The 18,244-nt window shown below is 48.9% G+C and carries 25 protein-coding genes and 6 pseudogenes; 8 read left to right on the plus strand and 23 right to left on the minus strand.

Annotation, left to right across the window (positions count from 1 at the left end):
• Positions 1–62: 62 nt before the first annotated feature.
• Positions 63–302, minus strand: a complete 240-nt coding sequence (locus tag A8F97_RS19995; protein WP_033070843.1) for a hypothetical protein — start codon at positions 300–302, stop codon at positions 63–65.
• 133 nt (positions 303–435) lie between these two features.
• A complete protein-coding gene (locus tag A8F97_RS20000; RefSeq protein WP_069704196.1) occupies positions 436–924 on the minus strand; it encodes a contact-dependent growth inhibition system immunity protein in 489 nt (162 codons plus the stop codon).
• Between the two features lie 204 nt (positions 925–1,128).
• Between A8F97_RS20000 and A8F97_RS20005 the strand changes: the two genes are divergently transcribed.
• On the plus strand, positions 1,129–1,389 hold the full coding sequence (locus A8F97_RS20005; protein ID WP_227001568.1) for a SymE family type I addiction module toxin: 261 nt from the start codon (positions 1,129–1,131) through the stop codon (positions 1,387–1,389).
• A 60-nt stretch (positions 1,390–1,449) separates the two neighbouring features.
• Here the strand turns inward: A8F97_RS20005 and A8F97_RS20010 are convergent, their stop codons facing one another.
• The gene (locus A8F97_RS20010) at positions 1,450–1,917 is read right to left on the minus strand and encodes an SMI1/KNR4 family protein (RefSeq protein WP_069704226.1); all 468 of its coding nucleotides are present in this window, start codon (positions 1,915–1,917) and stop codon (positions 1,450–1,452) included.
• Positions 1,918–2,135: 218 nt separating this feature from the next.
• Here A8F97_RS20010 and A8F97_RS20015 point away from each other — a divergent pair, with 218 nt between their 5' ends.
• A complete protein-coding gene (locus A8F97_RS20015) occupies positions 2,136–2,360 on the plus strand; it encodes a SymE family type I addiction module toxin (protein WP_069704198.1) in 225 nt (74 codons plus the stop codon).
• A 72-nt stretch (positions 2,361–2,432) separates the two neighbouring features.
• Here the strand turns inward: A8F97_RS20015 and A8F97_RS20020 are convergent, their stop codons facing one another.
• On the minus strand, positions 2,433–3,095 hold the full coding sequence (locus tag A8F97_RS20020; RefSeq protein ID WP_069704227.1) for a hypothetical protein: 663 nt from the start codon (positions 3,093–3,095) through the stop codon (positions 2,433–2,435).
• A gap of 624 nt (positions 3,096–3,719) precedes the next feature.
• Between A8F97_RS20020 and A8F97_RS20025 the strand changes: the two genes are divergently transcribed.
• The gene (locus A8F97_RS20025) at positions 3,720–3,923 is read left to right on the plus strand and encodes a SymE family type I addiction module toxin (RefSeq protein ID WP_227001569.1); all 204 of its coding nucleotides are present in this window, start codon (positions 3,720–3,722) and stop codon (positions 3,921–3,923) included.
• 78 nt (positions 3,924–4,001) lie between these two features.
• Here the strand turns inward: A8F97_RS20025 and A8F97_RS20030 are convergent, their stop codons facing one another.
• From A8F97_RS20030 to A8F97_RS20035, 3 genes and pseudogenes are all read right to left on the minus strand, one after another.
• Positions 4,002–4,271: a MafI family immunity protein gene (locus A8F97_RS20030; RefSeq protein ID WP_069704199.1), complete on the minus strand. Its 270-nt coding sequence runs from the start codon at positions 4,269–4,271 to the stop codon at positions 4,002–4,004.
• The gene (locus A8F97_RS25315; RefSeq protein WP_418303279.1) at positions 4,271–4,444 is read right to left on the minus strand and encodes a hypothetical protein; all 174 of its coding nucleotides are present in this window, start codon (positions 4,442–4,444) and stop codon (positions 4,271–4,273) included. Before A8F97_RS25315 ends, A8F97_RS20030 begins: the two co-directional genes overlap by 1 nt.
• Positions 4,445–4,612: 168 nt before the next feature.
• Positions 4,613–5,863: pseudogene (locus A8F97_RS20035) on the minus strand (RHS repeat domain-containing protein); the annotation flags it as partial.
• A 55-nt stretch (positions 5,864–5,918) separates the two neighbouring features.
• Between A8F97_RS20035 and A8F97_RS23680 the strand changes: the two are divergent.
• Positions 5,919–6,062 carry a SymE family type I addiction module toxin gene (locus tag A8F97_RS23680; RefSeq protein WP_232830232.1) on the plus strand — a complete coding sequence of 48 codons (144 nt, stop codon included), beginning with the start codon at positions 5,919–5,921 and terminating at the stop codon, positions 6,060–6,062.
• Between the two features lie 60 nt (positions 6,063–6,122).
• On the opposite strand, the gene A8F97_RS20040 is transcribed toward A8F97_RS23680, so the two are convergent.
• From A8F97_RS20040 to A8F97_RS24990, 3 genes and pseudogenes are all read right to left on the minus strand, one after another.
• Positions 6,123–6,452 (minus strand): hypothetical protein, encoded by a 330-nt coding sequence (locus A8F97_RS20040; protein WP_025920462.1) that lies wholly within the window; start codon positions 6,450–6,452, stop codon positions 6,123–6,125.
• A 566-nt stretch (positions 6,453–7,018) separates the two neighbouring features.
• A complete protein-coding gene (locus tag A8F97_RS20050; protein WP_050512605.1) occupies positions 7,019–7,504 on the minus strand; it encodes a pentapeptide repeat-containing protein in 486 nt (161 codons plus the stop codon).
• Positions 7,504–8,166 (minus strand): annotated as a pseudogene (locus A8F97_RS24990) (RHS repeat-associated core domain-containing protein); the annotation flags it as partial. The gene A8F97_RS20050 and the pseudogene A8F97_RS24990, both read right to left, overlap by 1 nt.
• 151 nt (positions 8,167–8,317) lie before the next feature.
• Here A8F97_RS24990 and A8F97_RS24270 point away from each other — a divergent pair.
• Positions 8,318–8,452, plus strand: a pseudogene (locus A8F97_RS24270) (SymE family type I addiction module toxin); the annotation flags it as partial.
• Between the two features lie 66 nt (positions 8,453–8,518).
• On the opposite strand, the gene A8F97_RS20060 reads toward A8F97_RS24270, so the two are convergent.
• Positions 8,519–8,884, minus strand: coding sequence for a hypothetical protein (locus A8F97_RS20060; RefSeq protein ID WP_011094908.1), 366 nt, complete (start codon positions 8,882–8,884; stop codon positions 8,519–8,521).
• Positions 8,884–9,603: pseudogene (locus A8F97_RS24995) on the minus strand (RHS repeat domain-containing protein); the annotation flags it as partial. The gene A8F97_RS20060 and the pseudogene A8F97_RS24995, both read right to left, overlap by 1 nt.
• A gap of 42 nt (positions 9,604–9,645) precedes the next feature.
• Between A8F97_RS24995 and A8F97_RS25075 the strand changes: the two are divergent.
• Positions 9,646–9,889, plus strand: a pseudogene (locus A8F97_RS25075) (SymE family type I addiction module toxin).
• A 79-nt stretch (positions 9,890–9,968) separates the two neighbouring features.
• Here A8F97_RS25075 and A8F97_RS20070 read toward each other — a convergent pair.
• The 6 genes from A8F97_RS20070 to A8F97_RS20085 all read right to left on the minus strand — a co-directional run bounded on the left by A8F97_RS20070 (position 9,969) and on the right by A8F97_RS20085 (position 15,635).
• Positions 9,969–10,292, minus strand: a complete 324-nt coding sequence (locus A8F97_RS20070) for a hypothetical protein (RefSeq protein ID WP_069704200.1) — start codon at positions 10,290–10,292, stop codon at positions 9,969–9,971.
• A 10-nt stretch (positions 10,293–10,302) separates the two neighbouring features.
• Complete coding sequence (locus tag A8F97_RS24880) at positions 10,303–10,710, minus strand: hypothetical protein (protein WP_227001571.1); 408 nt, start codon at positions 10,708–10,710, stop codon at positions 10,303–10,305.
• Positions 10,711–10,791: 81 nt separating this feature from the next.
• Complete coding sequence (locus A8F97_RS24475) at positions 10,792–10,959, minus strand: hypothetical protein (RefSeq protein WP_162939891.1); 168 nt, start codon at positions 10,957–10,959, stop codon at positions 10,792–10,794.
• Positions 10,959–11,384 carry a hypothetical protein gene (locus A8F97_RS24385; RefSeq protein ID WP_220669741.1) on the minus strand — a complete coding sequence of 142 codons (426 nt, stop codon included), beginning with the start codon at positions 11,382–11,384 and terminating at the stop codon, positions 10,959–10,961. The genes A8F97_RS24475 and A8F97_RS24385 overlap by 1 nt, the downstream gene beginning before the upstream one ends.
• A gap of 292 nt (positions 11,385–11,676) precedes the next feature.
• Positions 11,677–12,720: a site-specific tyrosine recombinase XerC gene (xerC, locus tag A8F97_RS20080; protein WP_069704202.1), complete on the minus strand. Its 1,044-nt coding sequence runs from the start codon at positions 12,718–12,720 to the stop codon at positions 11,677–11,679.
• Between the two features lie 44 nt (positions 12,721–12,764).
• Positions 12,765–15,635 (minus strand): CHC2 zinc finger domain-containing protein, encoded by a 2,871-nt coding sequence (locus A8F97_RS20085; RefSeq protein WP_069704203.1) that lies wholly within the window; start codon positions 15,633–15,635, stop codon positions 12,765–12,767.
• 113 nt (positions 15,636–15,748) lie between these two features.
• Between A8F97_RS20085 and A8F97_RS20090 the strand changes: the two genes are divergently transcribed.
• Both A8F97_RS20090 and A8F97_RS20095 read left to right on the plus strand, forming a co-directional pair.
• Positions 15,749–16,150, plus strand: a complete 402-nt coding sequence (locus A8F97_RS20090; RefSeq protein ID WP_069704204.1) for a helix-turn-helix domain-containing protein — start codon at positions 15,749–15,751, stop codon at positions 16,148–16,150.
• 78 nt (positions 16,151–16,228) lie between these two features.
• Entirely contained in the window at positions 16,229–16,453 is a 225-nt protein-coding gene (locus tag A8F97_RS20095; RefSeq protein ID WP_069704205.1) for a SymE family type I addiction module toxin, read from the plus strand.
• A gap of 66 nt (positions 16,454–16,519) precedes the next feature.
• On the opposite strand, the gene A8F97_RS20100 is transcribed toward A8F97_RS20095, so the two are convergent.
• The 5 genes and pseudogenes from A8F97_RS20100 to A8F97_RS24395 all read right to left on the minus strand — a co-directional run bounded on the left by A8F97_RS20100 (position 16,520) and on the right by A8F97_RS24395 (position 18,028).
• Complete coding sequence (locus A8F97_RS20100) at positions 16,520–17,008, minus strand: contact-dependent growth inhibition system immunity protein (protein WP_069704206.1); 489 nt, start codon at positions 17,006–17,008, stop codon at positions 16,520–16,522.
• Positions 17,009–17,015: 7 nt separating this feature from the next.
• A complete protein-coding gene (locus tag A8F97_RS24390; RefSeq protein WP_157985458.1) occupies positions 17,016–17,330 on the minus strand; it encodes a hypothetical protein in 315 nt (104 codons plus the stop codon).
• 65 nt (positions 17,331–17,395) lie between these two features.
• Positions 17,396–17,477: pseudogene (locus A8F97_RS25320) on the minus strand (type IV secretion protein Rhs); the annotation flags it as partial.
• Between the two features lie 39 nt (positions 17,478–17,516).
• Positions 17,517–17,684: a hypothetical protein gene (locus A8F97_RS24480; RefSeq protein ID WP_162939891.1), complete on the minus strand. Its 168-nt coding sequence runs from the start codon at positions 17,682–17,684 to the stop codon at positions 17,517–17,519.
• Positions 17,684–18,028, minus strand: coding sequence for a hypothetical protein (locus tag A8F97_RS24395; RefSeq protein ID WP_158515012.1), 345 nt, complete (start codon positions 18,026–18,028; stop codon positions 17,684–17,686). Before A8F97_RS24395 ends, A8F97_RS24480 begins: the two co-directional genes overlap by 1 nt.
• Positions 18,029–18,244: the final 216 nt, after the last annotated feature.

Genomic DNA, 18,244 nt, shown 5'->3' on the forward strand with positions numbered 1-18,244 from the left:
GCTGGCCAACAGCTAAAAATAATAAAGTCGGAAGGATCTTTTCGATCACCTCCGGCTATGATTTATTTTACTTTGCCAATAACAATCGCATTAATTTGAACATATATATATTCGCAGGCTTCATCTTCTGTCGGGAAATTTACCATCCCAGTTTTAATCCCTCTTTCTGAGTAATAAACAACCCAACAACCATTTTCATGATCGAGACATAACTTTTCACTTGGTAAACGGCCATCCAAAGAATATAAAGTTCTCGATACTTTCTCTTTGATAAGTCTTTCTTTCAGATCTTTTTTATTCATGAACATCACCATCTCTTTAGCTAACCACTCTCCACCATATTTATTATCTTATCTGGTGATTCGTGCTGAGTTCCGCCACCTTCAGCTAAAAATAAAAAGCCGGAAGGATCGTGTGAGCACTTCCGACTTTTATTTATTTTTTTAGTTCAGGATGATATGTTGATATTGAGAAGGCTTCATCTATTGCAGCGCCTATATCATCGATCGTTGTATCAATAGGAAGAACGATGATGTCATCATTCATCATACTTTCCCACGCTTTGATATTATGATTATCAAAAGGAATAACTTTTATTTTTTCTTCATCAAAATCTTTATAAAGGAGAACGATCCGGCAGTTTTTTATTAACCCCGTATAAGATCTTGCACCTACCCATCCACAAAGCTGCTTTCGTAACTCTTTAAGCTCCCACGGTTTATAGGCAGGATCGACTACACCATAATTATCTATCGCCGTCAGTGCTTCTTTACCCAACGTAGTGATATCAACGTTTGTCGGCAATGCGGCGGCTAAGGCAACATTCTCACTTGCACTCTCTGCGTGTCGTTTTTCTTGCTTAGAACGTTGAACAATAAAATATTTATCACCAAACTCATAAATAATTGAGCTATGTTTTTGCATATGAATCCCTATAAATTACCAATGCTTGATGGATCTATTCTCACGACATCCGGCCGAGAATAACGGTTCCTTTCATAGAACCACTTTCTATAATCCCACCGTGCTTCCTAATAAGCGGATAACCCTTCCTCTGGTTTTCGGTAAAGCCCGCTGTCGATGATGCTTTGGCATCGGCCAGTTTTAGGGAGCCGTCAGGGGTTCTTATTGCATTGTCCACGATCCGCAGGCTTACCCGATGTGTATATCGTTAATAAAGCAACCAAAACAGAGCGTTACTACACCGTGGGATACGCCCCGCATAATGGCAAGTCCAACCCACCCTCTGCCATCAACCTTAAAGGTCGCTGGCTGGAAGAGTCGGGGTTTATTCTTGTCACCGTCACCGTCACCGTCACCGTCACCGTCACCGTCACCGTCACTGTGGAGCGGGGCAGGATTATTATTGAGACGCAGATTAATTTGTAGTGGCTGACCAACAGCTAAAAATAAAAATCCGGAAGGATCATGGTGATCGCTTCCGGCTTTTCAAACTTCAGGGAGTGTCAGTTTAAAATGATCTGGTTGGAACGCCTTATCTATAACAAAATCGAAAAAATTTTTCTCCATAGATATCGGTGATTCATTCGATGAAGAATCATAAAAATAAACATTATTCGAATAGTGACCATTATCTTTTAAAAAACCATAATACCCCCCAGTCTCATCATCACTGAAAGATAAAAAGCACTCAGGAACAGATTGATATTCTCTATTTTTAATTAAAATGTACCATTCGCTGCTTGGACTTAATGAATATATATTTAAGAAAGAAAAATATCCGGATTTATATTTCAATGAAAAAAATACAAATTCATCAGGAAGAGAGCCATTAACCTCTCTCTCAACCACCATAACGTCTTCTTTTTTAGCCAGAAAATTATCTTCCGTCAAAAACCAATTAGGCTTTTCATTTCTGACATAATCAACTATTTTTACAAATTTTTCAGTGTTCATATAAATTCCCGCTGTATTAATCATATATCAGGCCTAGATATATTTGATCAGCACCTTGCTTTCTTGCACGATACCACCAAGTAGCCCTATCGGGTCTTGTGCAACAATCCAAGCGTCTGGCGAGTCGTACCATCTGTTTCAGCCGTAAGTGACTTTCATCCAGTCGTCATAATGTCGTAAATCATCCATGCTACCGCCTATCCACGTGGTAGTTAATCATGGCTAAGGCACATTCTAAGTCAGGCGTCACCGTTAATAAAGCAGGCAAAACAGAGCGTTACTATACCGTGGGATACGCCCCGCATAATGGTAAATCCAACCCACCCTCTGCCATCAACCTTAAAGGCCGCTGGCTGGAAGAGTGTGGCTTTATCACCGGGATGCCGGTAACCGTCACGGTGGAGCAGGGCAGGATTATTATTGAGACGCAGATTAATTTATAAAAAATAACCTGACCATAAAATAAAAGCCGGAAGGATCGTGTGATCGCTTCCGGCTTTTTGTTTTCAAATTAATCAATCAGGTAATAACCCATGATCTTTCAATTTGGTTAATTTAAACTTAGCTAATTCTTCATTGACTGTATTATTCAGTTTATCAAGATCCATTTGTGATCTTACATCCTCTTCCCATGCATTATCACCATTGAATCGTCGTTTAGCTTCATCAGGCCAAGACTTAATAATTTCTTTATAACGTAAAATAAGTTGCTGACTCTTTTCTTTATATCCAAACCAGAATGCCAGTAACACATGATTCTTCATCGTAAGATCTGGATATATCATAGAAGTATTGATATCGTCTTCATATAACTTATTCAGTTGACTAAGCGACAACTCACCACAGAATGCTATCGGGCACTGTTCTCTAAATTTATCAACAAGATCTTGTAAACTTTCTTTATGCCGTTTAATACTAATAGAATCAGCAGCCATTTTTTCATTCAATAAACCATGTGGTGTACATATAGTTACAGCAGAAAATTGGCTTAGCATTGAATGAGTATGAAAAATAGGAACGTAGTGTTCACCACCGTAAACTGGCTTTAAATAGACACCGCATAAAACAGGCCCATTCCTTTTAATTAAATATAACGTTTTATATTTCTCATAAACCTCTAGAGCATTCTTCCAATCATCTAGAATGATTTTTTTTTCGGATGTTGTTAGTAATTTCATATTATTATCACGGATGTATCGCAGTTTGTGAAGTAACCTTAGGCAAATTCTTAATATTATGTTGCTGTTGCCGCTGACTGATAGGACTTGTCGAGTTTCGGGTAAACTTATAATCGAAGACTTCTCCAGTCTGAGGATTATAGACATCTGGCCTTGCGCTACCCAAAGTACCTCTTGATACTTGATGACCACCAGAATAAGAGGTTTCAGTTTCAAGATGCGTTTTTTGTCCCGTCATTTTCTGATAACGCCGCATTAATTTATCAGCATATGTATGTTTCTTACTCCCCTGAACATGTCCCGACCCCGCCGAGCCATGACCATTATTAACTCCCCACCTCTCAGCCTTCTCCCCAACTCGCTGCACAAATTCTTCATCTGTCAGTTCCGCTGCTGTCTTTCTGGATGCATCATTTTTCGCTAACCCTAAAGGATCGCAAAATTCTAAAGGATTTGTGACATAACCCTGCGGCCTCAGACCACCATGTAAACCTATCGGGTCTTGTGCAACAATCCAAGCGTCTGGCGAGTCGTACTATCTGTTTCAGCCGTAAGTGACTTTCATCCAGTCGTCATAATGTCGTAAATCATCCATGCTACCGCCTATCCACGTGGTAGTTAATCATGGCTAAGGCACATTCTAAGTCAGGCGTCACCGTTAATAAAGCAGCCAAAACAGAGCGTTACTACACCGTGGGATACGCCCCGCATAATGGTAAATCCAACCCGCCCTCTGCCATCAACCTTAAAAGCCGCTGGCTGGAAGAGTCGGGCTTTATCACCGGGATGCCGTCACCGTCACGGTGGAAAGGGCAAGATTATTATTGAGACGCAGATTAATCTGTAGTGTCTGACCAGGCGATGAAATAAAAAGCTGGAAGGATCGTGGGATCGCTTCTGGTTTTTTTAAATAACGTAGTATTTTAGTCGAGAGCTAATAACATCTTTATCCATAGTCATAAGATGAGATAGCTTAATCATTATATTAAAAGACTCAGAGCTAATTAACTTCCTTTCTTCAATAACAACATCAATCGCTGTCTCTAAAGCTAGCCCATATTCTCCGTAATCAATAAAATCCTTAATTTCAATTAATTCATTTAATGAAAAAACACCACCTAAGCTATTAATTAAATTAGATAGTTCCAACTCTATTTCTTGATAATCAGATTTCATTAGCGTGGATTCCTTGGCACATTTGTTGGAAAGCCTGAAACGATATCGCCATTCTTTTCCTGAATGACTCTTATATCTATTCCATCTCTAGTTCCATTGGTTACCAATCTTCCCCCACGACCTATTGTAGGCTCTAGTGAGGGATCTGTAGCTATATCAGATATTTCATGCATAATTTTATCATCAGACCATCCTTGGGGAAATTCGCTCTTTCCTGGGATACCTGTACCAGGGCGATGCCCTCCGCCCGTAGCATCGCCATCGAGAATATGCTGGCGACGTTTAGGTGAGGCAAGATCTACAGTTTCAGGTTGATTCGGCTGTTCACATGTAGATTCAGCCAACCCCAGCGGATCAATCCAAGTGAGAGGGTTATGTATATATGCTTGAGGTCGGATACCACCCAATAACCCTATCGGGTCCGGCGATAAATACTGCCCGCTCTCTGCATCATAGTAACGATGCCGGTTGTAGTAAAGCCCCGTTTCTGCATCGTACAACTGTCCCTGATAGCGCAGTTCACAGTACACTTCTTCGTTGGCCGCATCCCCCAGATAACGTCGGAGTGGGATAGGGCGTCTTTCTTCACGGTGTGCGCCCCACAGGCCCTGTTCGCCGCGCCAGTGAACGTCGCCTTCCTCGCTGCACAACTCTCTGGCGGTGCCTGCCTGGTCGGTGACGATGTTGTGCAACTGCGTGCCGCCGCCCTGCACCTCGACCTGTGCCAGTGGCCGGAAGCTGCCCGGCTCGTACACCCACTGTACCTCCCGTGCCGCTGACCCGTCCGCCCGGTACTGCTGCTGGCCGATAAGCTGGTCACCGTCCCAGCGGTATGCCACCCGCGCTACCGCCTGCGCCGATGGGACCTGTCCCTCACGCACCTTGTTGATCCTGCGACCAAACGCATCATAACGATAGCGCCACCGTGCGCCGTCCGGCAGGCTCACCCGCACCAGCCGGTCCTGCACGTCCCAGTCAAAGTGGGTTTCCTTCGGCCTGAACCCCGGACGCGTTTCCCGTTTTATTGCCAGACGCCCGCAGTCGTCATACTGGTACTGCGTATGGCCCCGTTCGACTACCCGGCCCGCGGCATCATACCGTGCCGATGCTTGCACTACCGCATCCTGCACTTTTAGTGTCTGAGCCAGACCCGGCGCTATCTGTGACACCTCGCACAGGTTCTGTTCGCTGTTGTAGCCAAACAGGCGAGCCTGACGGCGGCGTCCCTCGTCACGGCGCTCCGCCGTGACCTGACCGGCCCCGTTCAATCGGAAGGCCTGTTCACCCCAGTGGCTGTCGCTGATACCGGTCAGACGGTCCAGCACATCATACTGGTAGCGGCGCTCCAGCACGTCATTGACGCGGCCATCGGCCCCTTCCAGCGCCTGACGCTGTAGCAGCCCGGTCGGACTCCATTCATGGCGTAATGAAAACCCGCAGCCGTTGCTGCGCCGCTGCTCTTCGCCTGCCGCGGTATGGCTGAACTGCAATGGCTGGTGTGAACCGATACCCAATGATGACAGGCGTCCCGACTGCCAGGCAAGTTGCAGCGGCGCCAGAATACCGTCGACCAGGGCACGCTGACCGCCGGCATAATTTTGATAATAATAAGTAAAAACATAACGTTATTACATCGTGGGATGCGCCGTGCACAATGGTAAATCCAACCCGCCATCGGCGATTAACTTTAAAGGCCGCTGGCTGGAAGAGTCGGGTTTCATTACCGGAATGCCCGTCACCGTCACGGTGGAGCGCGGCAGAATTATTATTGAGACGCAGATTAATCTGTAGCGACTGACTAACATATAAAAAAAAGCCGGAAGGATCTTTGCGATCACTTCCGGTTTTTATTTATTTCTCTTCAATATTGTAATGGTTTTGATTTGACCACCATATAACTTTATACTTACCTATATAAGCATCTTTTTCTTTATAAAAAGCCATAACCTCTGATGGATACCATCCATAACCAAATGCAAACAAGGCATCAATTTTAACTAAAGATTTAATGAGTTCTAATTTCTCACCTTCATCTTTTACAGTTTTGATCATGTACTGTTCAGAAGCCGAAAAGCCCATACCTTCCACTTCTTTCACTGAATCATCGCCTTTAACTCGGAGCTTTACTGTATTAGTTGCAATATCACTTACAACGATAGAGTTATCAGGAATCACGTTCATAATACATTTACCCTTAACATAACTGGAGCTGATGTAGGAACAGAATTTATAACCATTTCGGGTGCTCCTCCAGGTAGATGCTGTCCTGGATTAAGGAAGAGTTCATTCCCACCTAATGGGCTTCGGGGCTGCATATTTGTTATCCCTTCTATTTTTCTGACATTAAATCCATCTTTCAAAGAGCCAGGGGCTAACCCCATATCTTTTTCGATTCTTTCCGACATAGATCTGGAAATAGAAGTTTCACTTCCTTGAACACCGTCAAAATATTTTAGTGAACCTTCTTTATCCGTGGCGATTCACAGGAAGTGTCAAATTAGCTCTTCTTACCTTGGTTTGCGTATATTTTCCCATCAAAGCTATTTACTGTGTCATGTTGAATAGTCTTATCCAAGCCTCTACTTTTTAATAATTTCCTTGCAGAGTTTCGGCTTAATGGGACATTTATCTGAATGTGGTCCTTTCTTTTCTAAACCCAGCGGATCATATTACTGGTTTTGCTCATATCGTCTTAAAGCTACCGTGTCATAGTTCATACCCAAGGCTGCCACATCTATAGACAGAAACTAACAAACTAATATTAATCCCTTAAGGTCTACGGAGAAATTTTCAGGCCAAATAGTTTTTTTGTCATAAAGCGCTTTGTCAAAGCTAGCACTATCAATGCGTTCTACACCACAAAAATTAGCCCCTCTTAAATCAGCGCCATTAAATTCGACACCAAATACATCTGCTTGGGATAAATTAGCGTTCCTCATATCCGCTTTAAAAAAGCAAGCGCCTGATAGTCTAGATGAGGAAAAATCAGAATTTGTTAATACTGAATATTTCAGATAGGCATTCATTAATAACGCTTCAATAAAAACGGCTTTATTTAAATAACATCGGGAAAGTTCTGCGCTTCGTAGATTAGTTTTTATGAAGCTGGCCTTATATAGGGAAAGCCCATCGAATATAGCTGCGTGTAATTGTTCTTCATCGAAATTAACCCTATCCAAGCTATCAAGGTTAAACTCTCGTATTTCGTTTGTTTTAAATTTAATAGTTATCATTAATAGTTACCCCAATCAAAATCATCTACTATAGTTGATGACATTGGTTTTATGTCAGGTAGTTTGCTTGGTGGCAAAGTGCCGGGTGACATTTCTGGCATTTTCCCTACAACCTTACCTGCAATATATCGATGATTCCCCTCAACGACAATATTACCATCAACTTTTATTGGCGGAGCTATATCACCTTTAAGCAATCGGTCTACATAACGTTGAATAGCCGGGAGAGAAACACTGCCTTGCAGTGTCTGCATGGTGTCGCCTTTCAATGAGTCACGAATTATATCAGGTGTTACATCTGCACCACTATTGACTTTGCACAACCCAAGCGGATCAATCCAGCTTAACGGATTTGGAACGTAACTATAGAGATTAATACCTCCATTTAGCCCTATCGGGTCCGGCGATAAATACTGTCCGCTCTCTGCATCATAGTAACGATGCCGGTTGTAGTAAAGCCCCGTTTCTGCATCGTACAACTGTCCCTGATAGCGCAGTTCACAGTACACTTCTTCGTTGGCCGCATCCCCCAGATAACGTCGGAGTGGGATAGGGCGTCTTTCTTCACGGTGTGCGCCCCACAGGCCCTGTTCGCCGCGCCAGTGAACGTCACCTTCTTCGCTGCACAGCTCTCTGGCGGTGCCTGTCAGGTCGGCGACGATGTCGTTTCTAGGCCAGGCATTACCGTTAATAAAGCAGGCAAAATAGAGCCTTACTACACCGAGGGATACGCTCCGCACAAACCTGTGGTAAACAGGTTTGAACAGCGTTAGCTGGCCCGCAGGGCGAGTCTCAAAATGAGACGAGTAAAATGGTAAATCCAACCCGCCCTCTGCCATCAACCTTAAAGGCCGCTGGCTGGAGGAGTCGGGCTTTATCACCGGGATGCCCGTCACCGTCACGGTGGAGCGCGGCAGGATTATTATTGAGACGCAGATTAATTTGTAGCGGCTGACCAACAGCTAAAAATAAATAAGCCGGAAGGATCGTAGCGATCACTTCCGGCTTCTTATATCACTCATATTTCAGCTCAAGACTTCCAACAATGTCAAAAACATGATCATATGTACTTAATATTACTCTTTTTCTATTTTTTTTATACTTCCCATCGACCTCATCAAAACTGGAAAGCGTGTATTTCTCATAAGGAAAATCATCTATTTTATATATAGATACATTTTCTACATCACTGAAACAAAACTCAATACACACGTCGGGAGCATCTTTAATTGAGGGAATACAACCGCGCAAAGAAAGTGAGGTTTTGATATTCACCATCATAGGTGCAAGTTGAATAGAGTAATCCCTAATAATTAAGGCATCTCTTGAGAAAATACGACCGTATTTTGTATCCAACTCTTTAATTTTTAAATCAGTCATTATCCGCAGCCCTTCCTTACCGCAATACCTTTCCCACCTGTTTCTGTGGAAAAACGTTTATTTAGATTTATCTCTGCCAACTCTTCAGGAGTTGCCCACCTAGAAGGCATTTTTGAAATACCAGCTTCTTTTGCAGCGTACAATCTTCGGTTATCCAAACTAAATACCGAATCTTTATGAGCCCCTTGGGACATTAATCTTTCTTGGACATTAGTCGGTAAATCACGCATTCTGACTTTTCTAATAGGCTCAACTTCATTTATATAGGATGGGTTATTTTTCAACCTATGTACTAATTCATTTATTGAACCACCATCCGAAAATGAGCCAGCAATACTGTCCTGAGAAAAAAGAATAGTTTTTGGACTAATTAAAGATAATCCAAAGGGATCGCACCATTCCAGCGGATTATGCACATAAGCCTGCGGTCTATTTCCACCAAGTAAACCTATCGGGTCCGGCGATAAATACTGCCCGCTCTCTGCATCATAGTAACGATGCCGGTTGTAGTAAAGCCCCGTTTCTGCATCGTACAACTGTCCCTGATAGCGCAGTTCACAGTACACTTCTTCGTTTGCCGCATCCCCCAGATAACGTCGGAGTGGGATAGGGCGTCTTTCTTCACGGTGTGCGCCCCATAGACCCTGTTCACCGCGCCAGTGGATTTCGCCTTCCTCGCTGCACAGCTCTCTGGCGGTGCCTGCCAGGTCGGTGACGATGTCGTTTCTAAGTCAGGCGTCACCGTTAATAAAGCAGGAAAAATAGAGCGTTACTACACCGTGGTATACGCACCGCACAAACCTGTTGTAAACAGGTTTGAACAGAGTTAGCTGGCCCGCAGGGCGAGTCTCAAAATGAGACGAGTAAAATGGCAAGTCCAACCCGCCCTCTGCCATCAACCTCAAAGGCCGCTGGCTGGAAGAGTCGGGCTTTATCACCGGGATGCCCGTCACCGTCACGGTGGAGCGCGGCAGGATTATTATTGAGACGCAGATTAATTTATAGCGGATAACCAACTACTAAAAATAAAATAGCCGGAAGGATCGTGAGATCACCTCCGGCTTTTATTACTGGTTAAAACAGATCACTTCCTGAATATCCATTTCCAACCGCTTTCCTTAACTTCATCAATTGAAGCTTTAAAACATTTATCGGCCTTGTCACCTATTATAATCTTCCCTTGAAAATCATAATTACAACAAACACATCTGAAATTAGTTCCATTACTCATGATTAGTAAATTACTAGAATCTGGAAATATGGTATCAACCTCATAGTCTATTAGATAAATTTTATTGCATGACGGACATTTAAATATAGAAAAATCCTCATCCCCATATGAGTGCCTACCTAGAGCACATATTATTTTATCTTCATCTATACAAGAGTCGTTGAAATATTCAATCATATAAACACCATTAAAAAGGGAATGCAGTCACAACCCGATTAGTACCAGGCTCAACAACAATTCTTATATTATCTAGTATCGGATTTCCTGCTGCGGCACCTTTTACCCCTCCGGCTATTCCTGCATTTGGATAAGGGATATCATAAATCCAATTTCCATTACCCGGATCTTCAATATAAGGTGATATCCCTTTTTTCTTCGCGATATTCCAAGCATCTTCTACTTGGTCTAGTGACGTTTCTGAGAAAACAGAATGTACCGCTCTATTAGGCATATCCACATCATGTCTCATAACGTGATCTAAAGCATCTTCGCCTTTATGATTTATGCGACTCCAATCTAAATCACCTTCAGGCAAATGACCAGTACACTTTCTAACCAACCCAAGCGGATCAACCCATTCCAGCGGATTATGCACGTAGGCTTGAGGTCGGATACCACCCAGCAACCCTATCGGGTCATAGGGACAACTCCGGTGCAATCGTACTTTTTAGCGCACTTAACCTATTGAAGCAACAGCCTTTTTAAGTCGCGTTTTTTGCCAGCGTAACAACGTTTTAACCCGAACACCCCGACGCGCACTTTTACCCGCAGACACGCTACCGCCATGCTGTGACGTCCCTGTCTGCCTGCGCCACATCATAGCAGCGGCGTCAGCCGCTGCCATTAGTCGTTTCCTGTTGAACCGGGTTTTATCGCGGCGCAAGCCGTTCCGCAGCTTGCCTGTGGGACGGTGAAGCGTCTGCCGGGTGCGGGCTGGCGAGGCCCGCAAGACAAGAGGTCAAGCAGGGAGGCCCCCGGCGGGGGCCGCACGGGGCGGAGATGGCGAGCACGGGAACGAGCGAGGAGCCTGCGACTGCGAGCCGGGCACAGCCAGTGCAGCGGGGTTGGGGCGGGGGCGAGGTAACGCCTTTCAGCGGAGGCCGTCAGGCCGACAACCCCCTGTTCTGTTGACGTTGATGTTTGCTGAAGGTTGACGCCGGAGCCAGCGCCGCCAGGGAGGGCGGCCACACCGTGAGAGCCGAAGAACGGGCGCGATGTTCGCAGCAGAGCGAGCCTGCGAGCTGTGCGCCGCGCTGTGCTGAGGAGCACAACCCCGGCGGCCAGCCGCACGCCGATGCTGAAGCAGCACGCAACGCGCCCTTAGCCTGCCCGGCGCCGATATAATGTGTGTTACGCGTGGGTTGCGTTCAGCAACTTTCGCGTAATGCCACATTATGTTGAATGACGTTCGGCCAGCAACGATGCTTGCAGAGCGTGATGACGGTGAGCGCTGGCCGGGCGACATTTACCGCCGGAGTGCCTTAGCCACATAAGGCAAGCGGTGCGCCACGGACGGCGCAGCGTTTGCCCTGCACCGTCCTGCGATGTTGAAGAGAGTGAGCTACTTTTTCGGGCTGTCCGGCTGCGGTGGGGTGTCCGGTTTGCGTTTCTTCCTGCGTCGCGTTTTCGGTTTCTGCTCTGCCGGATGGGTTTTCTCATGCACCGCTTTCAGATGCCCGATAGCAACCCGCGTGTAGACCTGCGTGGTTTCCAGCTTTTCATGACCTAAGATAGCTTGTATGTGTCGTGTGTCTGCGCCGTTCTCCAGCATCTGCGTTGCCATCGAGTGCCGGAACACATGACACGCCCCGGCTTTTTTCAGGTGCGCGTCATTCCGTATTGCCCGGCCAGCCAGTATCGTCAGCGTCGCCCGTCCCAGCTTCTTGCCCCATATTGTGACGAACAGGTAACCACTGTCGTGCTTCGTCGTCAGCCGTGGCCGCACTGCATCCAGATAGCGCTGTACCCAGACCAGCGCCCGCAGCCCCACTGGCACCACCCGGTCTTTGTTCCCCTTGCCCTGTCTGACGACCAGAACCCCGCGCCCCACGTCCACATCGGCCAGCATCAGGTTAGCCAGTTCGCTGCGCCGCAGCCCCGTGCTCCACAGCATCTCCAGCACTGCACGGTTACGCAGTCCGGTTAACGTCTCGGTGTCCTGTGCGTCCATCACCGCTTCCGTTTCTTCCTCGCTCAGTATCTGCGCCGGAAGCCGCTTTTCTGCTTTCGGTAACGTCATCTGTTCCGCCGGGTTGTACAGGATATGATGCCGTTGCAGCAACCAGCGGAACAGCATCCTGATGGACGTCAGGCGATTAAGCTGCCCGCCCTGTGCCAGTGGTTTGCCGTCCGCCTTGCGGTAGCCGTGCAGATGTCGTTGATAGGCTTCCAGTACTGCCAGACTTACCTGTGCCGCCTGCGTGAGTCCCCGCTCTTCACACCACGTCACGAACGGGCGCAGCCGTTCACCGTACCCTTCCACTGTGCGCGGGCTGTGGTTCGTGGCCGTCAGGTGGGCAAGGTAAGCGACGGTGTACTGGCGCAGCGTCTGAGACAGGCCGCTAAGGTAAAGGGCTTCCGGGCTGGGTGGTTTGGGTCGGGTCATGGTGGTGTGTCCTGCGAGGTGATGAGGAACAGTCAGGAAGGGAACTACGGTACGATGGGTTTATTGTGTGCTGCCGGAACAGGGGTTTTGCCGTTAACCCGACCGGACGACGCAGAAGCCTTGTCTGTACTGGCTTTAGCTACGGTTATCTTGTCCGACTGACTACCGACCGCACCCCGACCAGAGACCGACTGCTTTTTCTTTACCCCCGACCGGACGGCGTCATAGTGGTCTTTTCCTGTCATTTTTATCGTTTCCGGGGACGCTTCCGGCACGTCGATAAGCCCGCACAGGTGCGCGTTATCCACCTGCGCGTCGCCGTCGAACAGCAGTTCGTAGCAGAACGTCAGCCCTCGCTTGTGCAGCAGCAGGTATTCCAGCTCAACCAGTCGGGCAAGGTGGATTTTCAGTTGCGTATCGCCCCACTGCACCGCGTCCCGTAGCTGTTTGCGGGCAAAGTGATACTCCGCTTTGGGCTGGCCGCTTGCTTTTACCCAGCCCTGTATCAGCAGCAACAGCTTTCTGGTCTGCGGCGGCATTTCGTCCAGCGTCCGGCCAAGGATTTCATGCGCCAGTTGGTTGGCCAGCACGATGTCCGACCGTTCCACCTCGATATACTCGATGACCGTGCCACGGTGTTCAACCTGCTTCACCTCCCGCTGATACTGGTGCAGCAGCGCGACAGACTGGATTAACGTCAGGTATTTCATATGGTCGCGGCGGGTGCGGGTTTTGTCGCTCAGGAACGTAAGCTGGCTGGCGAACGGGTTCACCACCTTTAACGGTTTCAGTAACCGCTGGGCATTCTGGTGCAACTCGGTGAGATAGCCTTTTTCGTTCTCCATCAGTAAGCCTTCCAGCGTTTGCTTGTGGCGCTGCAACGCATGGATAGCTTCGGTCTGTTCGCGGGATTCGTTCACGCTGAGCACCAGACAACGGTTTAACAGTTCTTCATCCACATCGATGGCCGTGGTGGTTAACATCAGCATCACCGGGCCTTTCACCGTGTACTGCTTGGTCACCAGATTGCCCGTCGCATCATCCTTGCCCGTTGACGCTATCGTCAGTTCCCCGTCACTCTGCAACAGCTTCAGCGCATACGCCGCCTGCCTGACGCCTTCCTCTTCGGCTATTGCCAGTATCTTGTGTTGCAGGTTGGTTTCGCCCAGATAGAACAGGCTTTGCCCCGTCATCGCCGAGTATTGCAGGCGCTCCTCCGGCGGTATCAGGTTCAGCACCGCATCCATCAGCGAGGATTTTCCCGCCGCCGAACTGCTCTGGATTAACACCGCCAACGGCCTGTCCAGCTTGCGCGACACCGCCGCCAGATAACCCGCCACTAAGTTGGTCGATTCCCCGACCACGCCGCAGGCCGCAAGGTCATCCGTCAGCCTGCCGATAAGGTTCGGGTCACGCAGCAACGCCAGCGCCTCATCCCGCTGTTCATCGGTAATATCCTGCGTGGTTTCACCGTGGGTTTCCGGCTGGCTCAGGTGGGCTTCCAGTGCCAGCAGCACCCGCCCCAGAGTGCGTTTAAGGTCACTTTCTGCCAGCCCCAGCTCACTGGCCGCTAACCGCGCATAACCCGCCCGGCTCCGGGCGCTCATCATGTCCACGCTGTCCGCGAACACCACACCGCTGGCCGTGTCGATAACCTGCGCATTGGCCTTCATCACGCCGCTACCCGCTTTCACTGACGCCATGCCCCGGATGCGCCATTGCTGGCCGGACAGCGCGATATCAAGCTCACCGTTTGGCAGGGCGTCAACCACAACCCCAGCAGCTAAGGAAGAGGCCGGTTGAGACGGTTTTTCAGGCTGTGGTACTGCGTCATTTTCAGGTTCCGCACTGACCGCTTCCCCCATTGGCAACGCGCCGTCAACCAGTAACCCGAACACCGTTTCCGGCTCCGCCACCTGACAGAGATAGCCATTCGCATCCATGCCGGACGGGAACAGGATACGGAACGGCGTGATGCCCTCAGCGGCTAACGCAGAAGCCAGCTTCACCGCGCCATCATCGCCTGCCGCATCGTTATCGAACGCGATAAGCACCTGTTTTACCCCGTGGCGGATAAACGATTCGCGCATTTCCTCTGTGAACCCGTTCACCCCATACGCCACCCAGAACGACATCGCATCGATAAGTGATTCGCATAAGATGACCGACTTACTCGCTACTAGCGCCTGCTCGTTCCATACCCCGCCGTGCGGCCCCGGCAGGTACAGATGTTTTGGTGTGCCGGCCCGCAACTTGTCACACAGTTTGCGCCCGTATAGCTCCCGCACCTGACCGTTACTGTCGATAACCGGAACCACTAACGACCCCGCCAGATGTTCATGCCCGCTGTCGCGCATCACACCGATGGTCTGCAACTGTGCCCGGATGGCTGCGCCGTCTTTCAGCTTCTTTGATGGCAGACGGTAGCCCAGCGTCCGGTTGGCGAACCCCAGTTTAAAGGCCGCGACTAACTCAGGATGGTTGAGGCGACGCTTTTCCAGATAGGCGACGGCCTCCGGCGCGTTCAGCAGCGTATGGTGATAGAACTCGGTAACACGATGCAGTAACGCCTGCCTTTCCTGTTCATCGGCGATATCCGCCACAGGCGGCAACGGCTCAGCGGCGGGCACACTCCCCAGCTCACGCCGCAGCTTATCGACCGTATGAGGCAAGCTGAGATTCTCCGTCTTCATCACCCAGTCCAGCACCGAGCCGCCTGCATCGCAGCCGAAGCAGTGATAGAGGTTCTTGTCCGGCGAGATAACCATTGAAGGGGTTTTCTCCTGATGGAACGGACACAGCACCACGAAGTCCTTGCCGCGCTTCACCACCTTGCGCCCTTGAGCTCGCACCACTTCAACCAGTGACACGGCGGCTTTAAGGTGCTGCAACTCGGATTCGGGGATGCGTGCCATAAACGGATTTCCTCTAAAAACCTGTCAATAGGGTTTGGCTAAAAATAACTCGACGCCAATATACCACATAATGTAGTATATACAACATATCGTGGTAAAACGTGAGGTAAGTTATGGCTGTCTTATTACATTCAACATTGGTAACAGCTATGGCTATCAGTAACGAAGAGCGCGATTTCTTCATGGCACTGGGTGAACGCATCACCACCCTGCGTAAAGAGCGGGGTATCACACAGGCTGAACTGGCGGAGAAGCTCGGCGTTTCCCAGCAGACGGTTCAGGCATGGGAAGCCGGGCGCAGAAGGATTAAGGTTTCATCACTCCCTTCTGTAGCACAGATTTTTTCAGTTTCGCTTGAAGAGGTATTCGGGGAAGCCCCGGAGCCAGCGAGACGCAAGCGCGGCCCGGCCCCGAAGTGGCAGCAACAGATGGAAGAGATAGACAGTTTGCCGAAGGCAAAACAGAAGATGATTTCGGAGATGTTAAGCGCTCTGATTGCTCAGGCGCGTAACTGAAGGATAACTAGCGCGGCGAAGATGAGTTCGCACCTCACCCACGCCGCTCACCACAAGCAACTAAACGAGGTAGTTACTATGGCTAAGGCACATTCTAAGTCAGGCGTCACCGTTAATAAAGCAACCAAAACAGAGCGTTACTATACCGTGGGATACGCCCCGCATAATGGCAAGTCCAACCCACCCTCTGCCATCAACCTTAAAGGCCGCTGGCTGGAAGAGTCGGGCTTTATCACCGGGATGCCGGTGACCGTCACGGTGGAGCGGGGGAGGATTATTATTGAGACGCAGATTAATTTGTAGCGGCTGACCTGACCGCTAATAAAATAAAAAGCCGGAAGGATCTTTGCGATCGCTTCCGGCTATTATTTATTTTTTTCGTTCAGGATGATATGTCGATATTGAGAAGGCTTTATCTATTGCAGCGCCTATATCATCGATCGTTGCATCAATAGGAAGAACGATAATGTCATCATTCATCATACTTTCCCACGCTTTGATATTATGATTATCAAAAGGAATAACTTTTATTTTTTCCTCATCAAAATCTTTATAAAGGAGAACGATCCGGCAGTTTTTTATTAACCCCGTATAAGATCTTGCGCCTATCCATCCACAAAGCTGTTTTCGTAACTCTTTAAGCTCCCACGGTTTATAGGCAGGATCGACTACACCATAATTATCTATCGCCGTCAGTGCTTCTTTACCCAACGTAGTGATATCAACATTTGTCGGCAATGCGGCGGCTAATGCGACATTCTCACTAGGACTCTCGGCCATATTCTTCGATTGCCTTGAACGCTGAACAATAAAATATTTATCGCCAAATTCATAAATAATTGCATCATACTTTTGCATAAAATACCTACAGTAAACTAATTGTGTTAGGATCTATCCTCACGACATCCGACCGAGGAATAACGGTTCCTTTCATCGAACCACTTTCTATAATCCCACCATGCTCCCCAATAAGCGGATAACCCTTCTTCTGGTTTTTAGTAAAGCCTGCTGTCGATGATGCTTTGGCATCGACCAGTTTCAGGGAGCCGTCAGGGGTTCTTATTGCATTGTCCACGATCACTCGATAATCCGCAGGCTTACCCGATGCATCTAATGGACGGATATAAACCTGTTCGTGAACATTCTCGGCCCCGTATTTATCTTTGGCTGCCTGAGTCACATCTCTTTCCCATGCCTTACCGTTGGCTCGGTTTATCTGTACCTGAGATGTCGCGCCTTTCTTATCTAGTCCGAACGGGTCGACCCACATTAATGGGTTATGTACATAACCCTGAGGCCTTATCCCTCCCAGCAGCCCTATCGGGTCATAGGGACAACTCCGGTGCAATCGTACTTTTTAGCGCACTTAACCTATTGAAGCAACAGCCTTTTTAAGTCGCGTTTTTTGCCAGCGTAACAACGTTTTAACCCGAACACCCCGACGCGCACTTTTACCCGCAGACACGCTACCGCCATGCTGTGACGTCCCTGTCTGCCTGCGCCACATCATAGCAGCGGCGTCAGCCGCTGCCATTAGTCGTTTCCTGTTGAACCGGGTTTTATCGCGGCGCAAGCCGTTCCGCAGCTTGCCTGTGGGACGGTGAAGCGTCTGCCGGGTGCGGGCTGGCGAGGCCCGCAAGACAAGAGGTCAAGCAGGGAGGCCCCCGGCGGGGGCCGCACGGGGCGGAGATGGCGAGCACGGGAACGAGCGAGGAGCCTGCGACTGCGAGCCGGGCACAGCCAGTGCAGCGGGGTTGGGGCGGGGGCGAGGTAATGCCTTTCAGAGGAGGCCGTCAGGCCGACAACCCCCTGTTCTGTTGACGTTAATGTTTGCTGAAGGTTGACGCCGGAGCCAGCGCCGCCAGGGAGGGCGGCCACACCGTGAGAGCCAGGGAAGGAACACCGGGGTCGACAGCAGAGGGCGCAGCCCTGTGCGCCACACCGCCCCACAGAGCCGAACTCCGGCGGCCAGCCGCACGCCGATGCGGAAGCAGCACGCAACGCGCCCATGACTCAACCGGCGCAGACATAATGTGTGTTACGCGTTGTGGGCCGCCCCGACGGCCCATTTCGCGTAATGCCACATTATGTTGA

The organism is Pectobacterium parmentieri (genome assembly GCF_001742145.1).
GTDB classification, from domain to species: domain Bacteria; phylum Pseudomonadota; class Gammaproteobacteria; order Enterobacterales; family Enterobacteriaceae; genus Pectobacterium; species Pectobacterium parmentieri.

Coding starts and splice junctions, on each gene's coding strand:
- A8F97_RS19995 (WP_033070843.1), bottom strand. CDS start 302: ATGAATAAAAAAGATCTGAAAGAAAGACTTATCAAAGAGAAAGTATCG.
- A8F97_RS20000 (WP_069704196.1), bottom strand. CDS start 924: ATGCAAAAACATAGCTCAATTATTTATGAGTTTGGTGATAAATATTTT.
- A8F97_RS20010 (WP_069704226.1), bottom strand. CDS start 1,917: ATGAACACTGAAAAATTTGTAAAAATAGTTGATTATGTCAGAAATGAA.
- A8F97_RS20015 (WP_069704198.1), top strand. CDS start 2,136: ATGGCTAAGGCACATTCTAAGTCAGGCGTCACCGTTAATAAAGCAGGC.
- A8F97_RS20020 (WP_069704227.1), bottom strand. CDS start 3,095: ATGAAATTACTAACAACATCCGAAAAAAAAATCATTCTAGATGATTGG.
- A8F97_RS20025 (WP_227001569.1), top strand. CDS start 3,720: ATGGCTAAGGCACATTCTAAGTCAGGCGTCACCGTTAATAAAGCAGCC.
- A8F97_RS20030 (WP_069704199.1), bottom strand. CDS start 4,271: ATGAAATCTGATTATCAAGAAATAGAGTTGGAACTATCTAATTTAATT.
- A8F97_RS25315 (WP_418303279.1), bottom strand. CDS start 4,444: ATGCATGAAATATCTGATATAGCTACAGATCCCTCACTAGAGCCTACA.
- A8F97_RS20040 (WP_025920462.1), bottom strand. CDS start 6,452: ATGAACGTGATTCCTGATAACTCTATCGTTGTAAGTGATATTGCAACT.
- A8F97_RS20050 (WP_050512605.1), bottom strand. CDS start 7,504: ATGATAACTATTAAATTTAAAACAAACGAAATACGAGAGTTTAACCTT.
- A8F97_RS20060 (WP_011094908.1), bottom strand. CDS start 8,884: ATGACTGATTTAAAAATTAAAGAGTTGGATACAAAATACGGTCGTATT.
- A8F97_RS20070 (WP_069704200.1), bottom strand. CDS start 10,292: ATGATTGAATATTTCAACGACTCTTGTATAGATGAAGATAAAATAATA.
- A8F97_RS24475 (WP_162939891.1), bottom strand. CDS start 10,959: ATGGCAGCGGCTGACGCCGCTGCTATGATGTGGCGCAGGCAGACAGGG.
- xerC (WP_069704202.1), bottom strand. CDS start 12,720: ATGACCCGACCCAAACCACCCAGCCCGGAAGCCCTTTACCTTAGCGGC.
- A8F97_RS20085 (WP_069704203.1), bottom strand. CDS start 15,635: ATGGCACGCATCCCCGAATCCGAGTTGCAGCACCTTAAAGCCGCCGTG.
- A8F97_RS20090 (WP_069704204.1), top strand. CDS start 15,749: ATGGCTGTCTTATTACATTCAACATTGGTAACAGCTATGGCTATCAGT.
- A8F97_RS20095 (WP_069704205.1), top strand. CDS start 16,229: ATGGCTAAGGCACATTCTAAGTCAGGCGTCACCGTTAATAAAGCAACC.
- A8F97_RS20100 (WP_069704206.1), bottom strand. CDS start 17,008: ATGCAAAAGTATGATGCAATTATTTATGAATTTGGCGATAAATATTTT.
- A8F97_RS24480 (WP_162939891.1), bottom strand. CDS start 17,684: ATGGCAGCGGCTGACGCCGCTGCTATGATGTGGCGCAGGCAGACAGGG.